The 18,391-nt window shown below is 66.4% G+C and carries 16 protein-coding genes; 13 read left to right on the top strand and 3 right to left on the bottom strand.

Features of this window, described 5'->3' with window-relative positions; all coding sequences use genetic code 11:
• Positions 1-70: 70 nt before the first annotated feature.
• Positions 71-916, top strand: coding sequence for a transporter substrate-binding domain-containing protein (locus tag C2134_RS10975; RefSeq protein WP_103319984.1), 846 nt, complete (start codon positions 71-73; stop codon positions 914-916).
• Between the two features lie 6 nt (positions 917-922).
• On the opposite strand, the gene fumC is transcribed toward C2134_RS10975, so the two are convergent.
• On the bottom strand, positions 923-2,308 hold the full coding sequence (gene fumC / locus C2134_RS10980; protein WP_103319986.1) for a class II fumarate hydratase: 1,386 nt from the start codon (positions 2,306-2,308) through the stop codon (positions 923-925).
• 142 nt (positions 2,309-2,450) lie between these two features.
• Between fumC and acnA the strand changes: the two genes are divergently transcribed.
• From acnA to C2134_RS11020, 8 genes are all read left to right on the top strand, one after another.
• Complete coding sequence (gene acnA / locus C2134_RS10985) at positions 2,451-5,123, top strand: aconitate hydratase AcnA (protein WP_103319988.1); 2,673 nt, start codon at positions 2,451-2,453, stop codon at positions 5,121-5,123.
• 119 nt (positions 5,124-5,242) lie between these two features.
• A complete protein-coding gene (gene hemE, locus C2134_RS10990; RefSeq protein WP_103319990.1) occupies positions 5,243-6,307 on the top strand; it encodes a uroporphyrinogen decarboxylase in 1,065 nt (354 codons plus the stop codon).
• A gap of 553 nt (positions 6,308-6,860) precedes the next feature.
• Positions 6,861-9,044, top strand: coding sequence for a primosomal protein N' (locus C2134_RS10995; RefSeq protein ID WP_103319992.1), 2,184 nt, complete (start codon positions 6,861-6,863; stop codon positions 9,042-9,044).
• Positions 9,045-9,048: 4 nt separating this feature from the next.
• Entirely contained in the window at positions 9,049-10,449 is a 1,401-nt protein-coding gene (dacB, locus tag C2134_RS11000) for a D-alanyl-D-alanine carboxypeptidase/D-alanyl-D-alanine endopeptidase (RefSeq protein WP_103319994.1), read from the top strand.
• Between the two features lie 55 nt (positions 10,450-10,504).
• Positions 10,505-10,762: a glutaredoxin 3 gene (gene grxC / locus C2134_RS11005; RefSeq protein ID WP_043620686.1), complete on the top strand. Its 258-nt coding sequence runs from the start codon at positions 10,505-10,507 to the stop codon at positions 10,760-10,762.
• 110 nt (positions 10,763-10,872) lie between these two features.
• Positions 10,873-11,325 (top strand): protein-export chaperone SecB, encoded by a 453-nt coding sequence (gene secB, locus C2134_RS11010; RefSeq protein ID WP_103319995.1) that lies wholly within the window; start codon positions 10,873-10,875, stop codon positions 11,323-11,325.
• Positions 11,326-11,335: 10 nt separating this feature from the next.
• Positions 11,336-11,776 carry an SH3 domain-containing protein gene (locus tag C2134_RS11015; RefSeq protein ID WP_043620680.1) on the top strand — a complete coding sequence of 147 codons (441 nt, stop codon included), beginning with the start codon at positions 11,336-11,338 and terminating at the stop codon, positions 11,774-11,776.
• Positions 11,777-11,785: 9 nt separating this feature from the next.
• Positions 11,786-12,790: an NAD(P)H-dependent glycerol-3-phosphate dehydrogenase gene (locus C2134_RS11020; RefSeq protein ID WP_103319997.1), complete on the top strand. Its 1,005-nt coding sequence runs from the start codon at positions 11,786-11,788 to the stop codon at positions 12,788-12,790.
• Between the two features lie 417 nt (positions 12,791-13,207).
• Here C2134_RS11020 and C2134_RS11025 read toward each other — a convergent pair whose 3' ends face one another.
• A complete protein-coding gene (locus C2134_RS11025; protein ID WP_103319999.1) occupies positions 13,208-14,392 on the bottom strand; it encodes an FAD-dependent oxidoreductase in 1,185 nt (394 codons plus the stop codon).
• 41 nt (positions 14,393-14,433) lie between these two features.
• Positions 14,434-15,399: a LysR family transcriptional regulator gene (locus C2134_RS11030; RefSeq protein ID WP_103320000.1), complete on the bottom strand. Its 966-nt coding sequence runs from the start codon at positions 15,397-15,399 to the stop codon at positions 14,434-14,436.
• A 267-nt stretch (positions 15,400-15,666) separates the two neighbouring features.
• On the opposite strand from C2134_RS11030, the gene C2134_RS22065 reads away from it, so the two are divergent.
• From C2134_RS22065 to C2134_RS11045, 4 genes are all read left to right on the top strand, one after another.
• A complete protein-coding gene (locus C2134_RS22065) occupies positions 15,667-15,798 on the top strand; it encodes a hypothetical protein (RefSeq protein WP_255408088.1) in 132 nt (43 codons plus the stop codon).
• Positions 15,795-16,211: an ester cyclase gene (locus C2134_RS11035; RefSeq protein WP_103320002.1), complete on the top strand. Its 417-nt coding sequence runs from the start codon at positions 15,795-15,797 to the stop codon at positions 16,209-16,211. Before C2134_RS22065 ends, C2134_RS11035 begins: the two co-directional genes overlap by 4 nt.
• 87 nt (positions 16,212-16,298) lie before the next feature.
• On the top strand, positions 16,299-17,162 hold the full coding sequence (locus C2134_RS11040; RefSeq protein ID WP_103320004.1) for a DMT family transporter: 864 nt from the start codon (positions 16,299-16,301) through the stop codon (positions 17,160-17,162).
• 176 nt (positions 17,163-17,338) lie between these two features.
• Positions 17,339-18,373: a carbonic anhydrase gene (locus C2134_RS11045; RefSeq protein WP_233196418.1), complete on the top strand. Its 1,035-nt coding sequence runs from the start codon at positions 17,339-17,341 to the stop codon at positions 18,371-18,373.
• Positions 18,374-18,391 lie beyond the last annotated feature (18 nt).

Consider the following 18,391-nt stretch of genomic DNA (forward strand, 5'->3'; position numbering starts at 1 on the left):
CGTGGCGGGCGGCTTGGGCTGGCTGTGATCTGCGGCCATAATGGCCTTATCGCTATGTAATGGACCGCATATGGCCAAGATGCTGAGTCTGTTGCTGCTGGGGTGCTGGCTGTCGCTGGCTCAGGCGGCCGGCGTGCAGATCAACTATGCGCTGGTGTCAGGCGACAACGATCCGCACTGGCCGTATATCCAGGCGCTGTTGCTGCTGGCTTGCGGCCAGATGAACCTGCGCTGCGAGCTGCTGGCCGCGCGCGACATGAACCAAGGCCGGGCGATGGAGCAGATGCAGCGTCCGGACAGCAGCGTCGACCTGTTCTGGGGCATGACCAGCCGCGAGCGCGAACGCAAGCTGTTGACCGTGCGCATCCCGCTGGACAAGGGGCTGATAGGCTGGCGCGTGCCCTTGATCAACGCCGACCGGCCGCAGCTGTTCAAGGACGTCAAAACGCTGCGGCAATTGAGCGCGTTCCGGGCCGGCCAGGGCCAGGACTGGCCGGATACTCAGATCTTGCAGCATGCCGGCCTGCCGGTGCTGACCAGCCCGGACTACCCCAATCTTTTTTCCATGCTGCGCCAGCGCCGCTACGACTACTTCCCACGCAGCGTGATCGAGGTGCAGCAGGAACTGGCATCGCCGTCCGGCAAGGGACTGATGCTGGACCCGTATCTACTGCTTCATTACCCCACCGCCTTTTATTTCTTCGTTTCGCCGCAGCGGCCGGAGCTGGCGCGGATGCTGCAGCAGGGTCTGGAGAAGAGCGTGCGCGATGGCAGCTTCGACCAGCTGTTCAAGACCTTCAACAGCGACCATCTGCGCGCCTTGAAGCTGTCCGGCCGCACCGTGATCGAGCTGGACAACCCGCTGCTGCCGGAAGGCACGCCGCTGGCGCGGCGCGAGCTGTGGTTCCATCCGTGAGGACGCTTAGATCATGTCTTCCGGTCTGACCCAGGCATCGAACTGTTCCGCGCTGAGATAGCCCAGCGCCAGCGCGGCCTCGCGCAAGGTGGTGCCGTGGTGGTGGGCGTGCTTGGCGATGGCCGCCGCCTTGTCGTAGCCGATGTGCGGGTTCAGCGCCGTGACCAGCATCAGCGAGCGCGCCATCAGCTCGGCGATGCGGCCGCGGTTGGCCGCCATGCCGTCCACACAGTGCTCGCGCAGGCTGTCCATGCCGTCGGCCAGCAGCCGCACGCTTTGCAGGAAGTTGTGGATGATCAGCGGCTTGAACACATTCAGTTCGAAATTGCCGGAGGCGCCGCCTATGGCCAGCGCCGCGTCGTTGCCCAGCACCTGGCAGCACAGCATGGTCATCGCCTCGCATTGGGTGGGGTTGACCTTGCCCGGCATGATGGAGCTGCCCGGCTCGTTTTCCGGCAGGGTCAGCTCGCCCAGGCCGCTGCGCGGGCCGGACGCCAGCCAGCGGATGTCGTTGGCGATCTTCATCAGCGCGGCGGCCAGCGTTTTCAGCGCGCCGTGGGCGAACAGGAGCGGCTCGTGGCCGGCCAGGGCGGCAAACTTGTTGCCGGCGCTGGCGAACGGCAGGTTGCATTCCTCTGCCAGCCGCGCGGCTACCTTGTCGCCAAAACGCGGATCGGTATTGAGCCCGGTGCCGACCGCGGTGCCGCCAACGGCCAGCTGGCACAGCATGGGCAGCGTCGCGCGCACGGCCTCTTCGGCCAGGCACAGCTGCGTCGCCCAGCCGGAGATCTCCTGACCCAGTGTCAGCGGCGTGGCGTCCTGCAGATGGGTGCGGCCTATCTTGACGATGTCGGCGAATTCGGCGGATTTGGCCTCAAATGCTTGCCGCAGCAAGGTCAGCGCAGGCAGCAGCCTGGCGTGCAGCTGCTCCGCCGCGGCGACGTGCATCGCGGTGGGGAAAATATCGTTGGACGACTGGCCGCGATTGACGTCGTCGTTGGGATGGACCAGGCGGCCTTCGCCGCGCTTGCCACCCAGCAGCTCGGAGGCGCGGTTGGCCAGCACCTCGTTCATATTCATATTGCTCTGGGTGCCGGAGCCGGTCTGCCAGACCGACAGCGGGAACTCGCCATCATGGCGGCCGGCCAGCACTTCTTCGGCGGCGGCGGCGATGGCCGCGGCCTTGACCTCGTCGAGCGTGCCCAGCTCGCGGTTGGCGATGGCGCAGGCGCGTTTGACCCGGGCCAGCGCCAAGATCAGCTCCGGCGGCATCTTCTCGCTGGAAATATGGAAGTGCGCCAGCGAACGCTGGGTTTGCGCTCCCCACAGCGCATCGGCGGGCACGTCTATCGGGCCGAAGCTGTCGCGCTCGGCGCGCATGGATTTTTTCATGTCATCATCCTTTCCTGGCAGAACCGCTGGCGGGGCGGGCTGTCCTACGTTTGTTCAGAAGCAGATCCCGCGGGCGGTCGGCAGACCGCTCTTCCATCGTGGTCTTTCCGGCCAGCACGGCCGGCGTTCACCGGAGTCGATCATGTCCCTGCAAGCTCAAGACAGTCTGCGCGAATTTACCCTGGCGTCGGGCCGGCGCGCGTTTTTCCACTCGCTGCCGGCGCTGGCTGCGCTTGGCGTCGGCGATGTCAGCCGGTTGCCGGTGTCGCTGCGCATCGTGCTGGAGTCGCTGCTGCGGAAGCTGGATGGCCAGCGTATAACCGAAATGCATGTTCGGCAACTAGCCGGCTGGCAGCCGCAAGCCGAGCGCAGCGAGGAGATTCCCTTCGCCGTCGCCCGCATCTTGCTGCAGGACTTCACCGGCGTGCCGCTGTTGTGCGATCTGGCGGCGATGCGCAGCGCCGCGGCGCGTTTTGGCAAGCCGCCGGCGCGGATCGAGCCGCTGGTGCCGGTGGACCTGGTGGTGGACCACTCGGTGCAGGTGGACTACTTCCGCGAGGCCAATGCCTTGGATCTGAACATGAAGCTGGAATTCCAACGCAATGCCGAGCGCTATCGCTTCATCAAGTGGGGCATGCAGGCTTTCGAGACGTTCAAGGTGGTGCCGCCGGGCATCGGCATCGTTCATCAGGTGAATCTGGAGCATCTGGCGCGCGGCGTGCTGCAGGATGGCGATGTCTACTATCCGGACACCCTGGTCGGCACCGATTCGCATACCACCATGATCAACGCGTTGGGCGTGGTGGCTTGGGGTGTCGGCGGCATCGAGGCCGAGGCCGGCATGCTGGGCCAGCCAGTGTATTTCCTGACGCCGGATGTGGTGGGCGTGCATCTGAAGGGCCGGCTCGCGGCCGGCGTCACCGCCACCGATCTGGTGCTGGCGGTGACCGAGCTGTTGCGCGGCGCGCATGTCGTCGGCAAGTTCGTCGAATTCTTCGGCGAGGGCGCCGCTTCCTTGTCCTTGCCGGACCGGGCGACGCTGGCCAATATGGCGCCGGAGTACGGCGCGACCATGGGCTTCTTTCCGCCGGACGAACGCACCGTCGATTATCTGGCGGCGACCGGACGCAGCGACGAAGAGATCGACGCCTTCCGTCGCTATTTCCAGGCGCAGCAGCTGTTCGGCATGCCGCAGGCGGGAGAGATCGAATATAGCGAAACCCTGGTGTTGGATTTGGCCTCCATCGTCCCCAGCGTGGCCGGCCCGCGCCGGCCGCAGGACCGCATCGCGCTGACAGCGTTGAAGCCGCGCTTCAGTGAGCTGCTGCGCAAACCGGCGGCGGATGGCGGCTATGGCAAGGGCGCCGCGGTCGCTTCCGGGCGCGCGCTTGCCGACGGCGCGGTGCTGATCGCGGCCATCACGTCCTGCACCAATACTTCCAATCCCGGCGTGATGCTGGCCGCCGGCCTGCTGGCGCAGAAGGCGGCGGCGCGCGGGCTGACCGTGGCGCCGCACATCAAGACCTCGCTGGCCCCCGGCTCCCGCGTGGTGACCGACTACCTGGGCAAGGCCGGCCTGCTGGCGCCGCTGGCGCAGCTGGGTTTCCGCGTGGTGGCTTACGGCTGCACCACCTGTATCGGCAACGCAGGCCCGCTGGATGTGGATATCGAGACCGAAATCGCCGCGCGGGAGCTGGTGTGCGCGGCCGTGCTGTCCGGCAACCGCAATTTCGAGGCGCGCATCCATCCGGCGCTGAAGGCCAACTTCCTGATGAGCCCGCCGCTGGTGGTGGCTTTCGCCATCGCCGGCCGGGTGGACATCGATCTGGACGCCGAGCCGCTGGGCATGGGTAGCGACGGCCAGCCGGTGTTCCTGCGCGAGGTCTGGCCCAGCCAGGACGACGTGGCCGCGGCGCTGGCCCAGGCGGCCGATCCGGAAACCTATCGCCGCCTGTACCGCGATCTCGGCAGCCTCAATCCGCTGTGGGGCGGCATCGTGGCCGATCGCGGCGAGACCTATGGCTGGGCGCTGTCCAGCTATATCGCCGAGCCGCCGTTTTTTGCCGATTTCGCGCTGACGCCGCCGGCGCCAAAGCCAGTGCGCGGCGCGCGGGCGCTGGCGATCTTCGGCGACTCGGTCACCACCGATCACATCAGTCCGGCCGGCTCGATCAAGCCGGCGTCGCCGGCCGGCCTGTACCTGCAGGCGCAAGGCATCAAGCCCGCGGACTTCAACAGCTACGGCTCGCGTCGCGGCCATCATGAGGTGATGATGCGTGGCACCTTCGCCAATGTGCGCATCCGCAACCTGATGCTGCCGCCCGGCGCCGATGGCCGGCCGGTGGAGGGCGGGCTGACGCTGCATCAGCCGAACGGCGCGCAAATGGCGATCTACGACGCCGCGATGGCCTACCAGGCCGAAGGCACGCCGACCGTGATCTTCGCCGGCGAGGAGTACGGCACCGGCTCCAGCCGCGATTGGGCGGCCAAGGGCACGCGGCTGCTGGGCGTGCGCGCGGTGATCGCCAAAAGCTTCGAGCGCATCCACCGCTCCAATCTGGTGGGCATGGGCGTCTTGCCCTTGCAGTTTCAGCCGGAGGACAGCGCGGCGGGCCTGGCGGGCGACGAAACGTTCGATCTGGAAGGGCTGGACGGCGAACTGAAGCCGCGCCAGGACGCGACTTTGGTGATCCGCCGCCCGGACGGCGGCGAGCGGCGGCTGCGGCTGACGCTGCGCATCGACACCCCGGTGGAGGCGGAATACTACCGTCACGGCGGCATCCTGCCGTATATGCTGCGCCAGTTGCTGGCCTGAGCCAACCGGCTGGCAGCGCGCGTCCTGACAAGGCTCGGCCGTTTTTTTGAGCGGCCGCAGTCGGGCCCCGGCGCGCGCTGCGCTATAATGGCCGCCGATTTCCATAGCCGCGTGACGCCATGACCCAGCTGAAAAACGATACCTTCCTGCGGGCTCTGCTGAAGGAGCCGGTTGAATACACCCCGATCTGGATGATGCGCCAAGCCGGACGCTACCTGCCGGAATACCGCGCCACCCGCGCCCGCGCCGGCAGCTTCATGGGCCTGTGCACCAGCCCGGACTACGCCACCGAAGTGACGCTGCAGCCCTTGGAGCGCTTTCCGCTGGACGCGGCCATCCTGTTCTCCGACATTCTGACGGTGCCGGACGCCATGGGCCTGGGCCTGTATTTCGCCGAAGGCGAGGGGCCGAAGTTCCAGCGCCCGCTGCGCGACGAAACCGCCATCCGCGCGCTGGTTCCGGCCGAGCTGGACAAGCTGCGGTATGTGTTCGACGCCGTGGCCAGCATCCGCCAGGCGCTGGACGGCCGCGTGCCGCTGATCGGCTTCTCCGGCAGCCCGTTCACGCTGGCCTGCTATATGGTGGAGGGCGGCGGCTCCGACGACTTCCGCCACGTCAAGGCCATGCTGTACAGCCGGCCTGAGCTGCTGCACCACATCCTGGAAATGAACACGCAGTCGGTGATCGCCTACCTGAACGCCCAGATCGATGCCGGCGCGCAGGCGGTGCAGATTTTCGACACCTGGGGCGGCGCGCTCAGCCATGCCGCTTACCGCGAGTTTTCGCTGGCTTATATGCAGCGCATCGTCGCCGGCCTGAAGCGCGAGGCCGACGGCCGTCGCGTGCCGGTCATCGTGTTCACCAAGGGCGGCGGGCAGTGGCTGGAAGACATCGCCGCCATCGGCGCCGATTGCGTGGGCCTGGACTGGACCACCGACATCGGCCAGGCGCGCGCGCGCGTCGGCGCCAAGGTGGCGCTGCAAGGCAATTTCGATCCCAATGCGCTGTTCGCCGAGCCGGCCGCCATCGAGCGCGAAGTGGCGCGCATCCTGGCCGGCTACGGCCAGGGCAGCGGTCACGTGTTCAATCTGGGACACGGCATTTCGCAATTCGCCGATCCGGCTCATGCCGGCGCCTTGGTGGACGCCGTCCATCGTTTGTCCCGCCGCTATCATTGCGATTGAGCGGCGCCGGCGGGCGAGATGGCGCGGCCCGGCGGCTGCGCCATCTTGGTGCGTTGGACGGTGTTTTGAAGGATTTTCTTCAAACAGACGGAAGACTCGATTGCAGAATTTCTTAGCGGCGCCGGGTGAAAGGCGCTTGATTTTTTTAAATTTTTATTAAATTTGCATCGCTTGCACGGCGCTAAGCCATTGCCGCATGGCAGGGTATTCTTGCCCGCCGCTAGGCTGTTCGAGTACGAATCAAGTCGTTGATGTCGATGCCCCAACATGCGGGTTGACAGCCGAAGCGGCTGGTGTTCCAGAAGTTATGCACACCGCCTAGTCCCTGCGTCCTGCCTTGTCAAGCATGGGCGGCAAAAAAAATGGCAACGATTTAAGTTGTTGAAAATAAAAGACTTTTACATTTGATTAATTTTTGTGCAATCCAGCGGAAACACTGATTTAGCGGCTTTTTGCTGGCTATCGCCAGGGTTGTTCACAAAGTTATCCACAAGATCTGTGCACAGCGAATGCAAAGCCTTGTCGCAGCAGGGTTTGCCGAGGAAGAGCATAAATGTCCGAGCGGGATTCTGTTCAAGTGGCGGTCGACGTGCCGCTGGCAGGAACGTTCAGTTACCTGACTGAATCGCCTGTCATGAGCGGCATGCGCGTCTGCGTCCCCTTCGGTCCGCGGCGGCTGTGTGGCGTCGTGGTCACGCCGATACCGGGGGAGGGTGTGCCGGATTGCGACAGCGCCAAACTCAAACGCATCGAAATGGTGCTTGATGGCCTGCCGCCGCTGCCCGAGGAGTTTCTCGCCCTGGTCCGTTTCGCCGCGGATTATTACCACCACCCGCTGGGGCAGACCTTGTTCACGGCCTTGCCGACCACGCTGCGCGAGCCGCGGGACATCAAGCGGCCGGACCGTCGTCCCTTCGCGCTGACCGCGCAGGGCCTGGCGGAGCCGCCGCCGGCGCGGCAGAAGGCCAGGCTGGCTTTGTGGCAGGCCTTGCTGGACGGGCCGTTGACCTTGGAGGCCGCCAAGGCCCATACGCCGCAGGCCGGCAAATGGCTGGCCGACTGGCTGGCCGAAGGCAAGACCGAGCGCGTGGCGTTGGAGCCGCCAGCCTTGCAACTGGGCGAATCGCCGGCGCTGAACGACGAGCAGCAGGCTGCGCTGGACGCGTTGCGCCGCAGCGAGGGCTTCCAGCCCTGGCTGCTGCATGGCATCACCGGCAGCGGCAAGACCGAGGTCTATCTGCGGCTGATCGCCGACAGTTTGGCCGCGCGCCGCCAGGTGCTGGTGCTGGTGCCGGAAATCAATTTGACGCCGCAGCTGATCGACCGCTTCGCGCGCCGCTTTCCCGCCAGCCGCATCGTGGTGCAGCACAGCCATCTGGCCGATGGCGAGCGCTTGCAGGGCTGGCTGGATGCCTGGCATGGCGAGGCCGATGTGGTGATCGGCACTCGGCTGTCGGTGTTCACGCCGTTGCCGCGGCTGGGGCTGATCGTGGTGGACGAGGAGCATGACGGCTCGTTCAAGCAACAGGACGGTTTGCGCTACCATGCGCGCGACCTGGCGGTGTGGCGCGCGCGCCGCGCCGGCATCGCCATCGTGCTCGGCTCGGCCACGCCCAGCCTGGAGACGGTGGCCAATGTCGAGGCCGGCCGTTACCAGAAGTTGGCTTTGAGCCGGCGCGCCCATGGCGCGGCGCGGCTGCCGGACGTCCGGCTGGTGGACACCCGCCGCAAGAAGCTGGTGGAGGGTTTGGGCGAGCCGGTGCTGGAGGCCTTGAAAACCAGGCTGGCGCGCAAGGAAATGAGCCTGGTGTTCATCAACCGCCGCGGCTTCGCGCCGGTGGTCGCCTGCACCGCCTGCGGCTGGACCAGCGGCTGTCCGCATTGCTCGGCCAAGCTGGTGGTGCACCTGATGGAGCGCAAACTACGCTGCCACCATTGCGGCTGGGAGGAGCCGGTGCCGCCGGCCTGCCCGGACTGCGGCGATCCCGACATCAAGCCGCTGGGCGAGGGCACGCAGCGGCTGGAATCGGCCTTGCAGCGCATGCTGCCGGAGGCGCGGGTGTTGCGCATCGACCGCGACACCACCAGCCGCAAGGATGCGTGGGACGAGATTTACCGCAAGGTGAACGGCGGCGAAGTGGACATCCTGGTGGGCACCCAGATGCTGGCCAAAGGCCACGATTTCGGCACGCTGTCGCTGGTGGCGGTGCTGGGGGCGGACGGCGGGCTGTATTCCGCCGATTTCCGCGCCTCGGAGCGCTTGTTTTCGCAGCTGATGCAAGTGGCCGGCCGCGCCGGGCGCGCCGAGTCGCCGGGCGAGGTGCTGGTGCAGACGCAATGGCCGGACCACCCCTTGTACCAGGCCTTGGTGGCGCACGATTTCGACGGCTATGCCGCCAGCCTGTTGAACGAACGACGCCAGGCCGGTTTCCCGCCTGGCGTGTTTCAGGCCTTGCTGCGCGCCGACAGCCCGCAGCTGGCGCAGGCCACGGTTTTTTTGCGGGAGGCGCGCCAGGCGCTGGAGCCGTTGGCGGAGGGCGTGCTGATCTCGGGCCCGGCGCCGGCGCTGATGGCGCGGCTGGCGCAACGCGAGCGCGCGCAATTGGTGCTGGAATCGCCGCAGCGCGCCGCGCTGCATCGCCTGTTGGATGTTTTGCCGCCGCTGCTGGATGGCTTGGCCAAGACGCATGGCCGCGCCCTGCGCTGGTCGCTGGATGTCGACCCGCAGGATTGGTGAAAGGATGAAAATGAAATACGCGTTTGTCGCGCTGATGCTGGCCGGGCTGGGCGCCCAGGCTTCGGCGCTGGACCTGCATGGCCTGAAGCCGGACGAGGTGGCGGTATGGGCGGCGCCGGTGGAGGGCGGCGCGCCGCTGGCCAGCCACCGCGCGGACAAGCCGGTCAACCCGGCCTCGACCATGAAGCTGCTGACCGGCTGGGCCGCGTTGAACCGGCTGGGGCCGGACTACCGCTGGAAGACCGCGTTGCTGTCGGCCGCGCCGGTGGAGGGCGAGGCGCTGAAGGGCGATCTGTACTGGCTGGGCGGCGGCGATCCGCGCTTCGACAACGGCAATCTGCTGAGCCTGTTGTACAGCTTGCGCTTGCGCGGCATCCGCCAGCTGGACGGCCGGCTGCTGCTGGACAAGCGGGCCTTCGGCAAGGTCGGCGGCGCCGATGATTTCGACGACGACGCCGGGCGCGCCTTCGTGGTCGGCCCCGATACCCATCTGGTGAATCTGAAGGTAGCCTGGCTCACCTTCTACCGCGACGGCCAGAGCGCGCGCGTGGTGCTGGATCCGCCGCTGGCCGGCGTGGAGGTCCGCAGCGAGCTGAAGCCGGGCGGCGACGAGCCGTGCCCCGATGTGCGGCGTTTTGTCTCCATCGCCAACGACGGCCGCCATGTCAGCGTTGCCGGCAGCCTGCCGCAGGCCTGCGACGGCCAGCGCGCCTACGTCAATGTGCTGGAGCACGACGAATTCGCCGCGCAGGATTTCGCGGCGCTGTGGCGTGCGCTGGGCGGCGTCGGCCCCTTGCGCACGGAGCAGGGCACGGCGCCGGACGGCGCGCGCGAACTGGCCACCTGGCAGTCTCAGCCCTTGTCGGTAGCGTTGGCCGACATCAACAAATACAGCAACAACACCATGGCGCGCACGTTGTTCCTGACGCTGGGGCGCGAGGCCGGAGGCGGGGACGATACCGCCGCCGCGGCAGAGCGCGCCTTGCGCGACGAGTTGCAGCGCCGCGGCATCGCCGACGCGGACGCGCTGCAGCTGGAAAACGGTTCCGGCCTGTCGCGGCGCGAACGGGTGACGGCCCGGTTGCTGGGAGAGGTGCTGCTGGACGCGGCGCGCGGGCCCTATGCCGGCGAGTTCATCGCCAGCCTGCCCATCGCCGCCACCGACGGCACGCTGAAGAAGCGCTTCGCCGATCTCGGCCCGCGCCTGCGCATGAAAACCGGCACGTTGAACGACGTCAAGGCGCTGGCCGGCTACTGGCAGGCCGCGGACGGCAGGCGGCTGGCCATCGTCGCCATCGTCAACGGCCCGCGGGCCAAGGCGTCCGGCCCGGCGCTGGACGCGCTGGTGTCGGACCTGGCCCTGAGTTTCAATACCGCCGCGATGCGACCCAGCGCAAAGCCTTGAGCGGCCAACTCAGGCTATAATCGTCGGCGATTGATATTTTACCCAGGCAATGAACATGAAACCGGTAACGATGTACACCACCGCGGTCTGCCCCTACTGCGTCCGCGCCAAACAATTGCTGGCCAGCAAGGGCGTCAGCGGCATCACCGAGATCCGCATCGACCTCGACCCGGCCGAGCGCGACAAAATGATGGCGCTGACGGGCCGCCGCACCGTGCCGCAAATCTTCATCGGCGAGACCCATGTCGGCGGCTGCGACGACCTGGTGGCGCTGAACCAGGCCGGCAAGCTGGACACGCTGCTGGCCGACTGAGCGGCGCGGCCATCCGCGGTGTTGGCCGTGGCCGGCTTTCGTGCGATGATGCCCGCCGTTGGACCGATAAAATTCTACCGTCATCGAGACGGTTTTTTGTGAGATAGAACATGAGCGAACAACAAGAGCTGCAACCGGCGTTTTCCATCGAAAAAATCTATGTGAAGGACTTGTCGCTGGAGGTGCCGAACGCGCCGCAGGTATTCCTGGAACAAGCCCAGCCGGAAATCGACATGCAGCTGGCCAGCGCCGGCCAGCAACTGGATGACGGCTTCTTCGAAGTGACCCTGACCGTCACCGTGACCGCCAAGCTGCCGGAAAAGACCCTGTTCCTGTGCGAAGTGGCCCAGGCCGGCATCTTCCAGATCCGCAACATCCCGGCCGAAGACCTGGACCCGATCCTGGGCGTGGCCTGCCCGAACATCCTGTTCCCGTACGCCCGCGAAGCGGTGTCCAGCGTGGTGAACCGCGCCGGCTTCCCGCCGGTGCTGCTGGCCCCGATCAACTTCGAAGCCCTGTACATGCAGCAGCGTGCGCAGCAGGCCGAAGCCGGCAACGCCTGAGGCTGACCGGATGAAGCGCCTCGTTATCACGCTGCTGCTGGTCCTGGGCGTCGCCCAGGCCGCCCAGGCCCTGGAGTTCCGCTCGGTCAAGGAAACCGGCGTCGCGTTATACGAGGCGCCCACGCTGACCGCCAAGAAACTGTTCGTGGTCAGCCGCTATTACCCGGTGGAAGTGCTGCAAAGCCAGAAGGAATGGGCGCGCGTGCGCGACGCCACCGGCGGCATCGCCTGGATTCCTTCCGCTGCGCTGTCCAAGCAGCGCTGGCTGCTGGTGGTGTCCGCCCAGGCCGGCGTGCGCGACAAGGCCGGCGAGGACGGCAAGCTGCTGTTCACCGTGCCCAAGGACGGGGTGGTGGAGATGCAGGACGCGCCGCAGGCGGGCTGGGTCAAAGTCCGCCACCGCGACGGCAGCGTCGGCTATGCTCGAATCACCGACCTCTGGGGTTTGTAAGGGCTTGCCATGAAACTGGCCATACTTGGCGCCGGCGCTTGGGGAACCGCGCTGGCGATCGCTTTTTCCCGCCACCATCAGGTGACGCTGTGGGGCCGCGACCCCGCGCAAATCCAACAGATGGCCGATGAGCGCGTCAACCGGCGCTATCTGGCCGATTGTCCGTTTCCCGGCGCGCTGAATGTGTCGGCCGATTTGGCCGAGGCGGCCGACGGCGCCGAGCTGCTGTTGATCGTCACGCCGATGTCCGGCCTGCGGCCCACGTTGCGCGCGCTGACGGCCCTGGACATCGCCTTGCCGCCCATCTTGTGGGCGTGCAAGGGCTTTGAGTCCGGCTCCAGCCTGCTGCCGCATCAAGTCGTGGCGGAGGAGCTGCCCAGCGATCACCGCTGCGGCGTGCTGTCCGGCCCCAGCTTCGCCCGCGAAGTGGCGCAGGATCTGCCCTCAGCCGTGACCATCGCTTCCGACGACGCCGAATTTGCCGCCTATGTGGCGCGGGAGCTGCACAGTCCGCGCCTGCGGCTGTACGCCAATAACGACCTGGTGGGCGTGGAAGTGGGCGGCGCGGTCAAGAACGTGATGGCGATCGCCACCGGCGTGGCCGACGGCCTGCATTTCGGCCTGAATGCCCGCGCCGCGCTGATCACGCGCGGCCTGGCCGAGATCACCCGCCTGGGCGTCGCGCTGGGCGCCAGCCAGCAAACCATGATGGGCTTGTCAGGCATGGGCGATCTGATCCTGACCTGCACCGGCGAGCTGTCGCGCAACCGCCAGGTCGGCCTGAAGCTGGCCGAGGGCAAGGCCTTGGAACAGGTGCTGCAGGAGCTGGGCCATGTCGCCGAAGGCGTGGCCACGGCGCGCGAAGTGCTGACCATGGCAGAACGCCTGCAGGTGGACATGCCGATCACCGCCGCCGTGTGCGGCCTGCTGTATCAGGGCAACGACCCGCAGCAGGTGGTGGACGGCCTGCTGGGCCGCTCGCCCAAATCCGAGTCCGGCGGCGCGCTGGACTGATCGCCGCGCCGAAAGCGCTTGAATGACCAAGGCCGCACCCGATCGGGGCGGCCTTTTCGTTTGCCCTAGGGGCTGTTGACGTTTGGTGAGTGGATCGCGTTTGCGCCGATTTGGGCCGGAAGCAAGGCGCACAGTCTGCCGCATAGTCATTCTATGCAAGGGCTGGGCAACGTGGCTTCCGGCCCAAAGCGGCCAAACCCGCAGGGCCGGGCGCCTTTCGTGCCGACTCTTCGTTGTTCCGCGCTGGCAGAGAATGACTATGCGGCGCGCGAAACGCCTCGATTCGGCGCAAAACGCATCCCGGCGCGACCGCTCACAAAACGTCAACAGCCCCTAGTGGCTTGGTGAGATGCCTAATCTGAGATTTTTCGTGCGATAGGCGATGTATGGAGCGCCCGGTTTGGCCGGGCTTGCGCGCTATTTTGAGGATAGGCCCAGCGCATAGCGTATCACGCCGCGCTTCAGCGGCCCGGCCTTGTCGGCTAGCCGCAAGCCCAGTCCGCGCAGCGCCTTGAGCGGCGGTATGTCGTTGCCGAATCCATAGCAGAACGCGTCCATGCCGGTCTGCATCGCCAGGTTGGCCGGCTTGCGCGCGCGCTGGTAGCGCGCCAGCGTCTTCTCGCTCGCCCAGTCCTCGCCCTTGGCGTGGGCGTCCAGAATGGTCTTGGCCAGCAGCGCGGCGTCCTGGAAGCCCAGGTTGACGCCCTGGCCGGCCAGCGGATGGATGGTGTGGGCGGCGTCGCCGGCCAGCGCCACGCCTTCGCGGACATAGCATTGGGCATGGCGGCGGGTCAGGCCGAAGCTGCCGCGCGCCGCGATGTGCTTGATGCCGGGCAGTTTGCGCGGGAAAGCCTGGCTGACGGCGGCGATCAGCTCGTCATCCGGCAGCGCCAGCAGCCGCTTCACCTCTTCCGGCCGGTGATACCACACCAGGGAAGCCGCGTCGCCGCACAGCGGCAGGAAGGCGAGCGGGCCGCTGGGGGTGAAGCGCTGCCAGGTGATGTCCTGCTGTTCGCCATCGATATGGCAGGCCAGCACCAGCGCATGCATCGGGTAATCCCAGCTGGTGATGCCGATGCCGGCCGCCTCGCGCACCTGGGAGCGCGCGCCGTCGGCGGCGACCAAGAGCCGCGCCTGCAGCTGGCTGCCGTCCGCCAGCGTCAGTTGCGAGGCCTGCGGCCGGTAGACGATATCGCGCACCGCCGCCGGGCAGCGATAGTCGATGTCGCCCTTGTCGCGCAGCGCCGCGGTGGCGGCCAGCTGCACCACGCGGTTCTCCACGATGTGGCCCAGCTCCGGCACGCCGGCTTCGGCGGCGTCGAACAGCGTGCCGCAAGACTCGTCCTGTTCCCATACCTGCATGCGCCGGTACGGCGCGGCGCGCATCGCCAGCACCTGGTCCCAGGCGCCGATGCGCTGCAGAAAGGCGGCCGATGCCGGACTGATGGCCGAGACGCGCAAGTCCGGCGCTTGTTCCGGGGCAAACGGCACCGGCGCTTCGCGCTCCAGCACCGTGACCGACAGTCCGCTGCCGGAGAGCGCGGCGGCCAGCGCGCTGCCTACCATGCCGCCGCCGACGATGACGATGTCGCGATGTTCCATTGCATTCTCCTTGCTGTGCCGGCCATCGGCGCAAATGGGCGTCATTCTGACAACGATGGCATGGCCGCGCCTTGGTCTGGATCAAGCCTGTCGTCCAGCAGCGCGCGCATCCGCGGCACCACGTACTGGATGAAAGCCTCGTACTTGCGCGGCAGCGGGTGGCGATACGGGTAGACCAGGAACACCGGCCAGCAATCATGGCTCCAGCCCGGCAGCACCGGTACGAGGCGGCCGCTTTTCAGGTGCTCGCTGGCGACATAGCGCGGCAACAGGGCGATGCCGCTGCCGGCAATGGCGCCGGATAGTAGCGGGGCATACTGGTGGCTGCTGAACACCGGCTGTATGCCGATCTGTTTTTGCACGCCGTCTTTTTCCAATAGCCATTCCGGCGTGGCGCGCAGCTTGGGGCGGCTGGTGTCCAGCAGGATGCGGTGGCGCGCCAGGTCTTCCGGCTCAGCCAGCGGCGGCGCCTTGGCCAGGTAGTCCGGCGAGGCGTAGGCCCATTCGCGCACAAAGCCCAGCGGTTTGGCCACCAGCGCGTCATCGTGGACGTTGCGGGTGCGGATGCAGAAATCCAGGCCTTCGGCTATCGGGTCTTGCAGCCGGTTTTCCACCTGCAGATTCAGCTTCAGGCCGGGATGCAGCACGGCCAGCTCGGCCAGGATGGGGGCCAGCAGGTACTGGGCGAACGAGGTGATGGAGCTGATCACCAGCGGGCCGCTGACTTCTCCCTCCGCCTCGTTGATGTCTATGCGCGCGCGCTCCAGCAGGCTGCGCAGCTCGCGCGCGTGCGCGGCCAGGCGCTGGCCGGTTTCAGTCAGCGCCACGCGGCGGGTGTTGCGCAGCACCAGCACGGAGCCCAGGTCTTTTTCCAGGGCCTTCACCAGTTGGCTGATCCGGCTCTTGGTGCAGTCGAGTTCCTCGGCGGCGGCGGTGAAGCTGCCGCATCGGACCAAGGCGTCGAAGGCCAGCAGCGCTTGGGCATCGGGTAGGTGGTTTGTTCTCATTTCTTGAACAGTGTGTCATGACATATGGGCTTTTTCAATCATCAAGCGCTCTATAGCATCTTGGCATGATGATTGATTGAACAATGGAGGCCGTAATGTGGGTGATCAGACCGTGGCGGAAGCTGCGCAGATGGCTGTGGAGATTATTGGGCGATGAGCGCCAGGTCAGGGAGCGCATCCATTGGGTAGAGGGGCGGCAGGGCTGAGCGCGGCCCAGACATGCTGGGCCGCGGATAGATCGGATAGGGATGGGAAAGGCGGGCGAAGATGGACAAGTTGCGTGCGGTGTTCCGAACGTGGGTGGATTGGTGGTGGCAGGGCATGACGATACATGCCCGCCAGGTGTGCCGAGACGAGTCGGAGATACTGGAGCGCATCCGCGACGGAGGAAGACGATGAGCAGTGAACAAACCCAAGCCGTGGTGCAAGGCTTTCTGACCGAGGTGCGCTCCGGCCGCAACCCAGACGCGGCAGCGCGATATATGGCGACCAGCGTGGCGGCGCATCAGCTGGAATCGGAAAATCCGCGCACGCTGGCGCGCAGCCCGGCGAATTACGCCGAGCACGTGCGCGATTTCCTGCGGCTGTTCGGCAATTTCGAGCTGCGCATAGACGAGCTGTTGGTCAACGGCGACCGCGCCTATGCGCGCTGGACCCAGTTTGGCCATCACCAGGCCGAAATCAACGGCGTGCCGGCCAGCGGCGAGCCGCTGGTGCTGATCGACAGCGCCTGCTACCGGGTGGCGGACGGCAAGATCGTAGAATACTGGATACAGGCGGACCGGATGGGCCTAGCGCGGCAGCTGGAGTGAGACAGCGTTCGACAGCCGTCATCGGATTCTGAAACAATGTCTCCTTAGGGCTGCGCAGACGGCCCGACTACCGCAACAGGAGACGCCTTGCCCTACCTCGCCCTGACGCTGGCCATGTTTCTATGGTCCAGCGCCTTCATTGTCCTGAAATACGTTTTCCAGTTCTACCACCCGCTGGCCGTGCTGTTCGCGCGCATGGCCGTGGCCACGCTGTGCCTGTTGCCGCTGGCGATGGGCGGCCGCATCAGCTGGCATTACCGCAAGGGCGACTGGCGCTGGCTGCTGGCGATGGGCCTGGCTGAACCCTGCCTGTACTTCCTGTTCGAGGCCAACGCCTTGACCTTGACCAGCGCCTCGCAGGCCGGCGTGATCACGGCCACGCTGCCGATGCTGATGGCGATAGGCGCCAGCCTGTTCCTGCATGAGCGCCAGCCGCGCCAGGTGTGGTTGGGCATCGCCTTGTCGTTTGCCGGGGTGATCTGGCTCAGCATGGACAGCCGCGCCGGACCGGGCGCGCCCAATCCTTCGCTGGGCAATGCCCTGGAGTTCTGCGCCATGGTGTGCGCCTGCGGCTATGTGCTGATCGCCAAACGGATGTCCGCGCGCTATTCGCCGCTGGCCATTACCGGCATCCAGACGCTGACCGGTTGCGTCTGGTTCGGCCTGGCCATGCTGACGCCGTGGGGCGTCTGGCCGGACACGCTGTATCTGATTCCCAGCCTGTGGGTGTTGTATCTGGGCGCGGTGATCACGCTGGGCGCGTATGGGCTGTATACCTGGGCCGTGTCGCGCATCCCGGTGGCCAAGGCGGGAGCTTTTAATAATCTGATCCCGGTGTTCACCGTGTTGTTGGCCTGGCTGCTGCTGAATGAGCGCTTCGAAGCCTGGCAGGCCGCTGCCGGCGCGCTGGTGTTCGCAGGGGTGTGGCTGAGCCAGCGGCGGCAGGGGTGAGGGGACGCGACAGGGGTAGACTCAGACGACACGGTTGTCAGTTTTGTCCTGCCTGCCAATGGATGGCTTAGGCAGTTTGCTGCCACGCGGCAATATCGCAATGACGCTGGCGGCTTCCCCGCCCATGGTCGATGATGCAGAATACAAACCATTGCGTATGACCTAAGGAATCGAGCATGAGTCCACGGCTGATCATAACTTGCATGGCGGTGCCGCTGATATTGGCCATGGCGATGGCGCGCGCCGAAGACACGCCCAGCGCGCCCCAGGTGCAGCAGGTGATCAAGCTGCCGCTCAAGGTCAAGCCGGCTGTCGCGGCCCCGACTACGCCTATGCCGGCGTCTTCGGGGGCGATGCAGGCCGCGCCGGCTGCCGCCGGCAAGATGGCTCCGGCGCAGGGCAAGTCCATGCAGCAGGCGGCGCCGGAAACGATGGCGCCGGGCGTCACCATGGGCCAGCCGCCTGCCCGCGATCTGTCGCAACCGAGCCCCGAGGTCCGGGCGCCGGGCGCCAAACCCAGAGCGGCGCATCGCGCCAAATCCAAGAAGACCAAGATGGCGCATGGCGGCGCCAAGACCATGGGCGAGGCCGCCCAGGTCAAGGATGTGGTGTCCAGCATTCTCAAGGCCAATAGCGTCGCCATCAGCAAGCATAATCCGGGCTATCTGGCCAAGCTCGGCGATCGCGTCATGCCCAAGGCCACGGTGGTGACCTGCTCCAGCCCGGGCGGCCAGTTGGGGATGTCGGGCGGCGATGCGGATCTGTTCGTGATCAGCAATATGGGCAACCAGCTTGCTACATCCGAGGGATCGGTCGAGTACGGCGTGCGCCATCTGCACACGCCCTTGCTGATGTTCGTCAGCCATACCGGCTGCGGCGCGATCAAGGCGGCGGCCGGCGACTACAGCAATATGGAGCCGTCCATCCAGAAGGAGCTGGACAGTATCGAGATCCCCAAGGGAATCGACGCCACCAACGGCGCGCTGATCAACATCAACAACCAAGTGGAGGGCGCCATCCTGAAGTTTTCCGGCGAGGTGGAGGCCGGCAAGCTGGCGGTGCTGGGCGGCTACTACGATTACAACAACGATCTGAAGCAGGGCCGCGGCCGGCTGGTGATCACCAATATCAATGGCGAGACCGATCCGGCGCGCATCCGCGAGCTGAGCAGCAGCGGCCGCTATTTCCACTATGGCTTCATGGGGCGTTGAGCGGCCCGGTAGCGATGC

Origin of the sequence: Chromobacterium sinusclupearum, from assembly GCF_002902845.1 — a bacterium.
Lineage (GTDB): Bacteria > Pseudomonadota > Gammaproteobacteria > Burkholderiales > Chromobacteriaceae > Chromobacterium > Chromobacterium sinusclupearum.

Coding starts and splice junctions, on each gene's coding strand:
- acnA (WP_103319988.1), top strand. CDS start 2,451: ATGTCCCTGCAAGCTCAAGACAGTCTGCGCGAATTTACCCTGGCGTCG.
- secB (WP_103319995.1), top strand. CDS start 10,873: ATGAGCGAACAACAAGAGCTGCAACCGGCGTTTTCCATCGAAAAAATC.
- dacB (WP_103319994.1), top strand. CDS start 9,049: ATGAAAATGAAATACGCGTTTGTCGCGCTGATGCTGGCCGGGCTGGGC.
- grxC (WP_043620686.1), top strand. CDS start 10,505: ATGAAACCGGTAACGATGTACACCACCGCGGTCTGCCCCTACTGCGTC.
- C2134_RS22065 (WP_255408088.1), top strand. CDS start 15,667: ATGGACAAGTTGCGTGCGGTGTTCCGAACGTGGGTGGATTGGTGGTGG.
- C2134_RS11035 (WP_103320002.1), top strand. CDS start 15,795: ATGAGCAGTGAACAAACCCAAGCCGTGGTGCAAGGCTTTCTGACCGAG.
- C2134_RS11020 (WP_103319997.1), top strand. CDS start 11,786: ATGAAACTGGCCATACTTGGCGCCGGCGCTTGGGGAACCGCGCTGGCG.
- hemE (WP_103319990.1), top strand. CDS start 5,243: ATGACCCAGCTGAAAAACGATACCTTCCTGCGGGCTCTGCTGAAGGAG.
- C2134_RS10975 (WP_103319984.1), top strand. CDS start 71: ATGGCCAAGATGCTGAGTCTGTTGCTGCTGGGGTGCTGGCTGTCGCTG.
- C2134_RS11025 (WP_103319999.1), bottom strand. CDS start 14,392: ATGGAACATCGCGACATCGTCATCGTCGGCGGCGGCATGGTAGGCAGC.
- C2134_RS11030 (WP_103320000.1), bottom strand. CDS start 15,399: ATGAGAACAAACCACCTACCCGATGCCCAAGCGCTGCTGGCCTTCGAC.
- C2134_RS11015 (WP_043620680.1), top strand. CDS start 11,336: ATGAAGCGCCTCGTTATCACGCTGCTGCTGGTCCTGGGCGTCGCCCAG.
- C2134_RS10995 (WP_103319992.1), top strand. CDS start 6,861: ATGTCCGAGCGGGATTCTGTTCAAGTGGCGGTCGACGTGCCGCTGGCA.
- fumC (WP_103319986.1), bottom strand. CDS start 2,308: ATGAAAAAATCCATGCGCGCCGAGCGCGACAGCTTCGGCCCGATAGAC.
- C2134_RS11045 (WP_233196418.1), top strand. CDS start 17,339: ATGAGTCCACGGCTGATCATAACTTGCATGGCGGTGCCGCTGATATTG.